This is a genomic window from Pantoea sp. SM3, from assembly GCF_000963995.1.
Lineage (GTDB): Bacteria > Pseudomonadota > Gammaproteobacteria > Enterobacterales > Enterobacteriaceae > Pantoea > Pantoea rwandensis_B.
This window is the reverse complement of the sequence record NZ_JZRD01000056.1, coordinates 1-10080: the sequence shown is the minus strand read 5'-3', so window position 1 is coordinate 10080 and position 10080 is coordinate 1. Positions and strand designations below refer to the sequence as shown.

8 protein-coding genes are annotated in these 10080 nt (G+C 51.7%); all 8 read right to left on the bottom strand.

Annotated elements, in window-relative coordinates; translation table 11 throughout:
* On the bottom strand, positions 1–1512 hold a 1512-nt coding region (locus VI01_RS23715), incomplete at its 3' end, for an ImcF-related family protein (protein ID WP_197079622.1).
* A 623-nt stretch (positions 1513–2135) separates the two neighbouring features.
* Positions 2136–3326: a hypothetical protein gene (locus tag VI01_RS23710; protein ID WP_045816899.1), complete on the bottom strand. Its 1191-nt coding sequence runs from the start codon at positions 3324–3326 to the stop codon at positions 2136–2138.
* Positions 3326–3586, bottom strand: a complete 261-nt coding sequence (locus VI01_RS23705) for a PAAR domain-containing protein (RefSeq protein ID WP_045816898.1) — start codon at positions 3584–3586, stop codon at positions 3326–3328. The genes VI01_RS23710 and VI01_RS23705 overlap by 1 nt, the downstream gene beginning before the upstream one ends.
* Before the next feature lie 356 nt (positions 3587–3942).
* Positions 3943–4131 (bottom strand): hypothetical protein, encoded by a 189-nt coding sequence (locus tag VI01_RS25505; RefSeq protein WP_156149398.1) that lies wholly within the window; start codon positions 4129–4131, stop codon positions 3943–3945.
* Between the two features lie 162 nt (positions 4132–4293).
* Entirely contained in the window at positions 4294–5256 is a 963-nt protein-coding gene (locus VI01_RS23695) for an SUMF1/EgtB/PvdO family nonheme iron enzyme (RefSeq protein WP_045816896.1), read from the bottom strand.
* Positions 5257–5417: 161 nt separating this feature from the next.
* Positions 5418–6380, bottom strand: a complete 963-nt coding sequence (locus VI01_RS23690) for an SUMF1/EgtB/PvdO family nonheme iron enzyme (protein ID WP_045816895.1) — start codon at positions 6378–6380, stop codon at positions 5418–5420.
* Complete coding sequence (locus tag VI01_RS23685; protein WP_045816894.1) at positions 6377–8752, bottom strand: hypothetical protein; 2376 nt, start codon at positions 8750–8752, stop codon at positions 6377–6379. The genes VI01_RS23690 and VI01_RS23685 overlap by 4 nt, the downstream gene beginning before the upstream one ends.
* Positions 8753–8766: 14 nt before the next feature.
* A partial coding sequence (locus VI01_RS23680; RefSeq protein ID WP_045816893.1) for a type VI secretion system Vgr family protein occupies positions 8767–10080 on the bottom strand: 1314 nt, incomplete at its 5' end.

Genomic DNA, 10080 nt, shown 5'->3' with positions numbered 1-10080 from the left:
GTCAATTGCGTCGGAAAGCGTCGGGGCAGGCTGCAGGCGCAGGCTGTTGAGGAAGTTCAGCCAGGCGGCGCTGTAGTCAGAGAAGTAACGGCTGGTGAGCCGCGCTTCCAGCGCTTCGGGTGAGGATGCATCACCGGCGGGCGGCGGTACATCACTGAGTACCCAGTCCATCTCCTCACGCCGCTCCCGCGCTACTTTTTCAATCGCGGGTTTAACGCCATCTTCCCAGGCCTGACGGGTGAACATGCCGGGCACAACTTCATCGGTGGTAAACAGGCGACCCGCATCCGTATCGCCGGTCATATCGGCCAGGCGCATATCCGCATACTGTCGGGCGACCTGTGAGAGCACACGCTGATACTGGCGGGTTTCGCTGTTGGTCACCCCCATCTGACGTACCAGCAGCGTGCGCACCTGCCTGACAAGTTCCGGGTCTGCTTTCAGCGCCCATTCGGGGTGAGAGATGAGATTCTCTGCATAGAAAGCCAGCAGCGGACTCCCGGCGCCCTGCCAGTACGCGTCATCCAGACCCTGCCGCTGCACCCAGTTCTGCATCAGCGCCTGGCTGAACCAGCCGGCATCCATACGTTCAGGGCGTGTCAGCATCAGATACAGCCTGAGCTGCGTGTAGGCCTGCTTTGACTGCGTTTCGCGCAGCGGGCTGTCGGGCGGGAGTGCCGCATAGGCTTTCAGTGCGTCAGTGAGCTGTAGGGCTGCGGCATCGCGCAGCAGAGGCTGTGCTGCCTCACGGTAACGCGGCCAAAGGGCAGACAGCAGTTCTTCGTTCTGGCTCAGTCCGAGGCGGCTGTACCAGGGCATACCATGCTCCTGCCGATACTGTAATTGTCCGATAGTGTTTTGAAACACGCCCAGTGCAGCAAGCCGCTGTTTAAAAGACTGACTGCTGTCTGACGCGTTTTCAGCCACCGTAACGGCATCACTGATAACGCTGCGACTGGCGGCGAAAGAGACCAGCATTCCGGCTCCCCACAGAACAACTAGCGCACAGGCAGCAGCAGCGGAAATCCGGCTCCAGTGCAGGCCAGAGCGGAGCGGGCGAAGATGGGCAGGCAGTTCATTTGAAGACGCAGGCAGCGCATCCCAGCGGTTATCGCCTATCCATCGGTGCGGTACGCCGCCCTCAATTTTTCCAGAAGGGGCACTGAAAACAAGGCCAGCGAGCGGGAGTGGGCGGCGTGGGCTCAGAAAGGCAGAAACCATCGCAGTAGCAGAGCCGGGATAACGGCTGAGCTGGTCTGCCAGGCTGAGAAGAAAGTGATGCGCCGGATTTCCTGCCGTCTGCTGAATACCCTGTGAGGTGAGTCGCTCGGTGAGTTCAGCCAGCAGCGCGTCTGCATTGCTGGTTTCAGGCCACTGACAACCCAGAGCCTGGTTAATACGCCCCTGCTGCTCACCGCCGAGAGGATGCAACGACCAGATGAACAGCGGAAGATGCCAGCCCAGAGCATCATAACGGGCTGCGATCCCCCGAACAGTAGCGTCGATATTCATTGCTGACGGTAGGGACCCCGGGACGTCGTGACTGCTTGCCACAAACGGGTCTCTGGCAGTTGTAACGTGAACTATTAAATCCGCCGGGCGTCGGCTAAAGCCCCTGAGCATCATAAACCAGGTGTTATTAATGTGCTCCGCAGGGTCTCCACCCCAGAATAAAAGTGTACCACTGTCTTCCTGCCAGAGCTGAGTCGGAAGTCCGGGGATCAGAGACTCAACATCCGCAACACTACCGGTGATGAGAATGACGCGAACATTGTGCCGCCAGCGGAGGCCTTGATTTATACGCAAATGAAGTCTGCACTGCTTTAACGTGTCCAGATAGCGGTCGTTATCAGGCGCAAGATCTGTCTGTTCTGTTTTGGTTCCTGTGAGCGTTATTAATCGCCGCAGGAAAGTTCGTGATACCAGCCAGAGCCACGCCTCGATGAGCAGCTCATCCATCAGCAATATAAGCAGACACACCACAGCAGTGATTAATGACGCATAAAGTTTCTGTTCACGATCGCTGAGTTGTAAAAATGGATTATCTGACCAGATGAGTCCGGCACTTATTATGAATATAACGGTGATGATACCCCAGGTACTTATACGTTTATTTTTAATCACACAGCGTTCCTTCAGCTTTCTGATTTACGCACAATTAATTGATGGGCATTATTACCTTCAACCATTACCCACTGCGGGTTTCCTGACAATGCAGCCTGTTCACAGGCACAGATTAAAGAGATATTCCCTGTCGCCGCTCCCGGCCTGCCAAACAGATCGTCAATGTCGTAACTCGCTTTATTTCCAGGAACATATCCCAGACCTGTAGCCTGCTGGATAACACGCTGTAGCGACGTTTGACTCACACCTGACCGCCAGAGTGTGTGTGGTTCGTTATGGGATAGTTTCCCCCAGCGCAGCACATCCTCCAGTGAACTGACCTGGTCTGTTGCAATAACCGGACGATGGATCAGCACCCCGGATTTTGCGTTGTATCTGGATAACCATTCAGGTGTTGCCAGTAATAGCGCGGATACAGACTCAGACTGGCGGTCACGCAGCGTCTGAAACAGATTGATTTCAACCGATAACATGACGGCTGACTCACGCCGGTCAAGCCAGGGATCCACCCACATAAACCCAGCATCCCCGGTGCTAATCTCAGGCAGGTCAAAAATATGAGTGGATGAAATTATGCTCTGCCAGATCCGCCCGACATGCGAATCATTCAGTACACCATCGTGTTGAATACGCACAGAAATCTTGTCATCTGAGACAGCTGACAACTCTTCTTTCAGCATGAGAAGCACATCATTTAAATAGCCAGCCAGCCTTTTTTCTAAGGTCTGTATTGGGACATCCGGCATCCAGTCTGACAGTCGTGCGGTTGTGACCGCTCGCTGAAGTGTTGGACTGTATTGCGATTGCAGCATGCTGCCATGAGTCAGTAGAACGGAGCTCAGTTTGTTGCAACCGTAGGAGGTTATAAAAGAGTGGCCCAATACACCCATAGCGCGCTGTCCCTGCTCGACATACCGGTCATGCTGCTGCTGATGAAGCTGGTTCCAGTAACAGGCACGATCCCTTTCATTTTCATAAGCCTTTAACCGGAAACCGAAACATGCAAATCCAGCAGAGAGAGGTATTGCCAGGGTGCAAAACCAGAACCAGACAGATGTTGTAGGCATATCCCTGGGCCAGAGCCAGAGAGAAAGCATCACTCCACTCAACGTGATGAGTGCAATGACCGGGATCCATCGCAATAATGAAGGAGCCTCTGGTAGCTGCCGTTTGGGCGGAATTTTATCCAGTTCAACAGGCATTACTGACGCCTTCCGGCAATAGGTAACGAGGAGATTAAGGTGCAGCCACAACCACAGCGGTGCCCCTGAAGTGCAACAGGTTTACCGTTAATTTTTGCCACCTCATCTCCTTCTGCAATGGTCGTCCTGCCATGAGCAGAGCACACCACCATGTCTCCTGCACAGGAAACAGCCTTGCCCTGGAACCTCACCTCGGAACTGCCCTGCAGGACAGCGCCTCCACCGGACAGGGTATCCCCGATACGAATCACTCCTTTCACTCATTTCTCTCCTTAGAACAGAAAAATCACCAAACCGCAGATCACCACTACCGCAATCAGAATGGTGAAAATGTGATACTCCACCTTATCTGTTGCACTTAGTTTCAGATTCCATCCTGAATTCTGCACAACCTTAAAAATCGGTTTTTTAATGCCTCGTACTCTGAATTTGTAAGCATACTGCTGACAAATGAACCGTCCTCTTTGATCTCCCATGAAGCTCCCTGACTGAATTCCTTACGACTTCCCAAACGCACTTCTTTTTTCTTAATAAATCTTTTTAATTGCGCATCCCAGTTAATGTCTGTCGATTTTTCTGTGTAACGCACTTTTTTTAGCCACGTCAAAAATCAATCTCAGTTCAAACTGTTTTTTAATCCCTCCATATCAAAAAGCTCAATCGCTTGGGCATCGACTACTTTCCACGAGGCGACCAATTCATCCCCTTCAGAAATAACATTAAATGGAACATTAATGGCGCAATTCAAAGCCAGCAACTCTTTCTTTAACTTCAAAAGAGAATCATGCATTTCAGCATCACTCATTATTTTTACATTCCGACATAAGAAAGCCACATTAATAGATAGGCAGCATCAATTAAAAATGAAAGGAAATTCATTACTCTAGGAGTTAGGATGAAGAGAAACTTAATAGAATATCTTCATTTAATCTTAACCAGATTAACTAATACCCACTGAGCATTTTGATTAATTCAGCGGTTCAGATGCATTCACCACGCACCGGGCCGTATTGCCGGCAGGATACCCCGGTTCCGGGATGTCATAACTGCGGCTGAACGTAAGGCCGGACGGACGGCCTGGTGCTGGCAGGATGGCGCCGCGAAGCACTTTCCAGTATTGCCCTGTCTCTTCATCTTTAATCACCCCGGACTCCGGGCCGTTGGGGTCTTTGACCGGAGATTTTGCATACCAGCCCGGGTCATACCAGTCAATGACCCACTCTCTGCCATTATCCGCCATACCATAAAGGCCTGCGGGAGACGGGGGATATTTATCGACAGGTAAACTAAGAATCCCCGGGTCGATTCCAAATGGCCGGGCTGCAAGTTCCCGATCTTCATAAGTACCAAAATTCTCCCCAAACTCTGTGTCTCTGTTGACGCGCAGGAAACCGTCATCCGTTGCGATACTGACGTACTTCCCCCGATTTCTCGCGGCATATTCCCACTGCGCTTCCGTCGGGAGCGAAAAATTTAACCCTGTCTGGCTTTTCAGCCACCGGCAATACGTATCCGCCTCGCGCCAGTTAATTATTGCAGGGCTGTTATCTAATACCGTCATCTCCGAAAGCATCGTATCACGCACTTCATTATTATAATTTTGCGGAGGGCTGCCAGATAACCTCAGATACAATGCGTACTCTTCATGACTGATTTTATATTTTGAAATCGAATAGGCAGACAGCTCCACCATGTGTGCCGGTTTATTGCTCTTATCACCCGTGCAGTACGCCCCGCCATTTCGCATTTCTGAACAAAAGTCCCCCATCAGAAACGTCCCTGCCGACATGTAGACCATGTCCGCTCTGACGCGACTGAGAAATACATCCAGCTCTGTCTTCTGTTCTGCCGTCAGGACCGGAGTGGCCACCTTTTTTTCATCACATCCTGAAAGGAGTATCAGGAGGAAAACAGCTGAGTTCCGTTTCATTTTCGGGCCGGCTCAAGGTTATGTTTTGTAATGGCACTCTGTGGTGTCACATGACAGAGCGAGGCGTACCAGGGATTATCTTCGCAGTACAGGGGCATGTCGGGCTGCACCAGGTTCAGTCCTGCATAATTTGGGTTTATTGATTTTTGAAACCACAGAGGCTAATTCAAAGGCTCCGGCTCATTCACCACACAGCGAGCCGTATTGCCCGCAGGATAACCCGGTTCCGGGATGTCATAACTGCGGCTGAACGTAAGGCCGGACGGACGGCCTGGTGCTGGACGAATGGCTCCGCGCAGCACCTTCCAGTATTGCCCTGTCTCCTCATCTTTAATCACGCCGGACTCCGGGCCATGAGGATCTTTGACCGGAGATTTTCCGTACCAGCCCGGGTCATACCAGTCTATGACCCACTCTCTGCCATTCTCTGCCATGCCATACAGGCCTGCCGGTGAAGGTGGGTACTTATCTACTGGCAGGCGGATAAGTGGTGAGTCGATTCTGTACGGCTGGGCAGCTATCTCACGATCTTCATCCGTCGCAAAGTTCTCACCACGTTCCGTTTTTCGGTTATAACGCAGCGTACCGTCATCCGTTGCGATACTGACGTACTTCCCCCGGTTTCTCGCGGCATACTCCCACTGTGCTTCCGTCGGGAGCGAGAAATTTAAACCTGTGCTCTTCTTTAACCACCGGCAATACGTATCCGCCTCGCGCCAGTTAATTATTGCAGGGCTGTTATCTAATACTGTCATCTCCGAAAGTATCGTATCACGCACTTCATTATTATAATTTTGAGGGGGGCTGCCAGATAACCTCAGATATGATGCGTAGTCTTCATGACTGATCTTATATTTTGAAACCGAATAGGCAGACAGCTCCACCATGTGAGCCGGCTTATTATTCTTATCACTCGTGCAATAAGCCCCTCCATTACGCATTTCCGAGCAAAAGTCTCCCATCAGAAACGTCCCTCCCGGCATGTAGACCATGTCAGCTCTGACGCGACTGAGAAATACATCCAGCTCTGTCTTCTGTTCTGACGTCAGGGCCGGAGTGGTCACCTTTTTTTCGTCACACCCTGAAAGGAGTATTAGGAGGAAAACAGCTAAGTTCCGTTTCATTTTCGGGCCGGCTCAAGGTTATGTTTTGTGATGGCACTCTGCGGTGTCACATGACAGAGCGAGGCGTACCAGGGATTATCTTCGCAGTACAGGGCGTACTGCTTCGTGCAGTTGGGCGCAAACGGGTAGCCAAAAGCCGGTTTTTCCTTTAAGCGGCGATACACTTCTCGGAAATCCTGCAGCTCCAGCTTTTGAATCAGGTCATTCAGCCGCTGGTCCTGGTTGATCCCAATCTGCAGAAATGTTCGTATCAATGCCTCCTGACGTTTTATCAGTCGGGCCTGTGCCAGCGCTGAAGATGAAGCCCCCGGGACTTTCTCCCCGTCATCCGTCATCCTTATCAGTACCTCGACCCATTCTCGCCGGGTCTGGATGCTGCTTAAAATCGACAATACTGCTTTTTTACGCTCATGCCCCGTATCTGGTACAGGGAACAGCCCGTTTTCTGTGTTATCAACTAGAGAGGCTAATTTATGATTATCAGGGTCGATACGGTCATACGCACCACTCTGTATCAAAAGGTAAAGGGCAATACCTTTTCCTTCCGGTGTGAAATAGTAAACGCTGGAACTGTTATCATTAATGGACCGGGCAAACTGATTCCGCTGACTGGACGCCTCAACCACACCACTGGCATTATCTTTTATCAAACTCATGAAATCTTTAAAGTCTGTTAATACTGAATCATACGAAGTCTTCATTTTATTGAAATAATTCAGATAGATTTTCTCCCCGCCCATTAAAATAATATAAGTCAGCGTCTTAAAGGCATCCTTAGCAAACACCTTAAAATGCCGGTAATCCATCCCGTACAGCTGGTAAACCGCCCACACTGCAAACTCGGTAAACTGATGTGGTTTAACTTCTCCTTGCGCGGAGCCTTTAGCTCCGATGCCCAGGCAAACCCCGCCGGATATCCGGAATTTAAACTTCCCGTCTTCGAACCAGAACTCGTACTCCCCAGATCCGCCCAGCCCAGCCTGTATCTCACCCCCTGCAATGAATGCGGCAAAATCGGTGAACTTACCCACGCTCAGGGCAGACGCCGCAGATTTAGGGCTGATACTCAGTACTTTATCCAGCACCTTAGTGTCTGGTATCGACGCCTCCATGCCAAACGTGCGCAACATATCCGGCAGGTGGTCCACCAGAGACTCAAACGGCTTTAGCCACTGCAGCGCGCCGCCAAAGGTCCCGCCTGCGGAAACACCGGCAAACAACTCTGCCTTGACCGACGTCGCGGCAGATGTCTCCTTTTCCGTATCGACCATTACCCCTTTCTGACGCTGTGCAAAGCGGGAGTATGGCGCGCGGACACCCATCAGCTTCTGCTGTCCGTCACTCACCACAAATTGCAGGTTGCCCTCTATCCTCGCCGAGGCGCCCGCAAATCCCGTCAGCCCCGTATCAATCCTTGACCGAAGTACGCCCAGGTTCGCCTCTTTATTTTCTTCGTTGATGATAAATTTCAGCTGCCACCCGCCGCGGTCCGGCTGATAAAAGGTGGCCTGCACATGCGCCTCTGCAAGCGTCACCGTTGCCTCAGCCTCGCCGCTGATGCTTCCCGCATTTTCTTTCGGGTTCCAGTCAAGCTGCGCACCCGCGTTCGAGGAAAAACGAAGAAACTGTGCGCCTGCGGAGACATCTATAACGCGCCCCTGTGCAGCATAGCCATCCTTCCCGTTCCAGGCCTCTGCCCACTCAGTCAGGCTGGTCTCATACGTTCCGTCCGCACCGAAGGAGGTTTTTCCTGAGGACATTTGCGTGAGCGACTCTCTGACCTTCTGAAAACGTTCCCGTATCGCTTTCGTGCTGATCGCAATGACGTTGCCGTCCTTATCACGCTGGTAAAACTCCTCCGCCCCCATGTTGTTCAGGCTGATGACAGTCATCCTGCCCGAGAAAGCCTCATAGTCGGTTTTCTTCATGTAACAGTAGAATCGCCCGTAGATGCCCTTCTTCAGAGGCTCAAGAGGAATGAGTTCAACGAGACCGGCATAACCCGCCTGCTCATCAAACTCCCCCACCTCTTTCTGCAGCGCCTCTGTCGCTTTTTCAGTCTCCATTTCCGTCGACACGACCGCATCGAAATAGGTCGGTAGCGCATCCTGACTGACTACGTCATTGCGCTTTTTATAATAATCCTCAATCGCCGCTGAATGACGGACCCGCGCCTTCTCAAGCCTGTCCATCAGCTCACTGAGTTTGCTGGTTAAATCATCAAACTCGCCTGATTCAGATTCACTCAGGAAAATGACTTCTGTGGTTTCCGGTCGGAAATAACACTGGCAGGAGGTGTGATGTGCATTAACAGTGTTACCGTCTTCTTTGCTCAGTGCATTTTCAGCCGCGGGAGAGTGTTTCGCGCTCATTAGTTAAAATCCCTTTATTCGTAATGCAATGTTATCGCGGCCGGGTTCAGGCCGTAATGCGCTTCCGTATATCCCTGCTCGTCCGTCACGCCACGCAGGATTTGTCCGTCTGCGCTTTCAATTCGGTAGGGTATATAGGCTTTAGGCTTTTGTGTGGACTGATCCAGTACACGGAAGCGACCGTTCATTGTGTTCGTAAACTGTGGGTCGCTGACGGGAACGGGGGAAAGTGCTGATTCAAGTGAGGCACTCCCCCCCCAGGCAATATCTCCACTGTTGAGGGATATCCTCGAAGGAGCACCTATTTCTACGGACCCGTCTTTAATCTTTATATAGGCACCACCCTTGCTGGTCAGGGTAATGCCCTGACCAGCATTGAGGATGATTTCCCCACTGATGCTGTTTACCGCCAAATTTTTGTTTGCCTGAAGGCGCATGGCATCGGTTTGTGCCTGAATGTCGACATCGCCTTTTGCTGCATATACTTTTAACCCCATCCTGTGGGCAAAAAGACTGATTGCTTCACCTGCGGCCACAGTGAAACGCTTAACAATGCTCATATCGACATTTTTACCTGCTGTTGCCGTTAAGCTTTGGCCTGCAGAGAGCTGAATATTGCGCGCCGTTGCTGCGGCTATGCCTGCGGGCGCAGAAAGCAGAATTCCGGCATCTTTTAACTGATTCAGCGCTTCCGCTAATTTTTGTTGGGATGGTGCATCAGACTCAAGCGCACCAGATGTTTGAGCACTCTGTGCAAGCGCAGTGACCATCTGAAGCGCGCTCTGCAGTTCTGCAACTGCTGTATTCATATCCAGCATACTGCCCTGGGATTTTGGCTGTTTATCTGCAGAGATAAACACCCCTGCTCCGCCCCGAATCGCAATATGCTTGTCGGTCCGGAGTTCCGCCCCTTCGCCACGAAGCTCACGCCGCGCATCGACATTGTGCCCCAGATTCAGCTGCGTCTTACCCCCATACTCCGTACTGAGCTTGATATGCTCCTCACCACGCTTATCCTCCATGCGCAACTTATTCAGGCCAGCCGTGCGGATAACGTTGCGGGTACTGTTTTTTTCGGTGACGTGATCAACATGACGCGAATCATGCAGCGCATGAGCAATATAAGGCTGGTCAGGATCCCCCTCACGAAACGCTATTGCCACCTCTGTTCCCTGTATCAGTGGGAAATGGAAGCCATACATATCCCCACCGTAAGGTTTAGCAAGACGAACGGGCATACTTTCAAGACCGCGATCCTTGCCCTCCTCGTCCGCATCGAACACTACACGGTATAACCCCGAGGAATCCTGCCAGGCATAGATGTCGTT

Bases quoted from the DNA above. Each gene is read 5' to 3' on its own strand.
- VI01_RS23710 (WP_045816899.1), bottom strand. From the start codon at position 3,326: ATGCCTGTTGAACTGGATAAAATTCCGCCCAAACGGCAGCTACCAGAG.
- VI01_RS25505 (WP_156149398.1), bottom strand. From the start codon at position 4,131: ATGAGTGATGCTGAAATGCATGATTCTCTTTTGAAGTTAAAGAAAGAG.
- VI01_RS23695 (WP_045816896.1), bottom strand. From the start codon at position 5,256: ATGAAACGGAACTCAGCTGTTTTCCTCCTGATACTCCTTTCAGGATGT.
- VI01_RS23690 (WP_045816895.1), bottom strand. From the start codon at position 6,380: ATGAAACGGAACTTAGCTGTTTTCCTCCTAATACTCCTTTCAGGGTGT.
- VI01_RS23685 (WP_045816894.1), bottom strand. From the start codon at position 8,752: ATGAGCGCGAAACACTCTCCCGCGGCTGAAAATGCACTGAGCAAAGAA.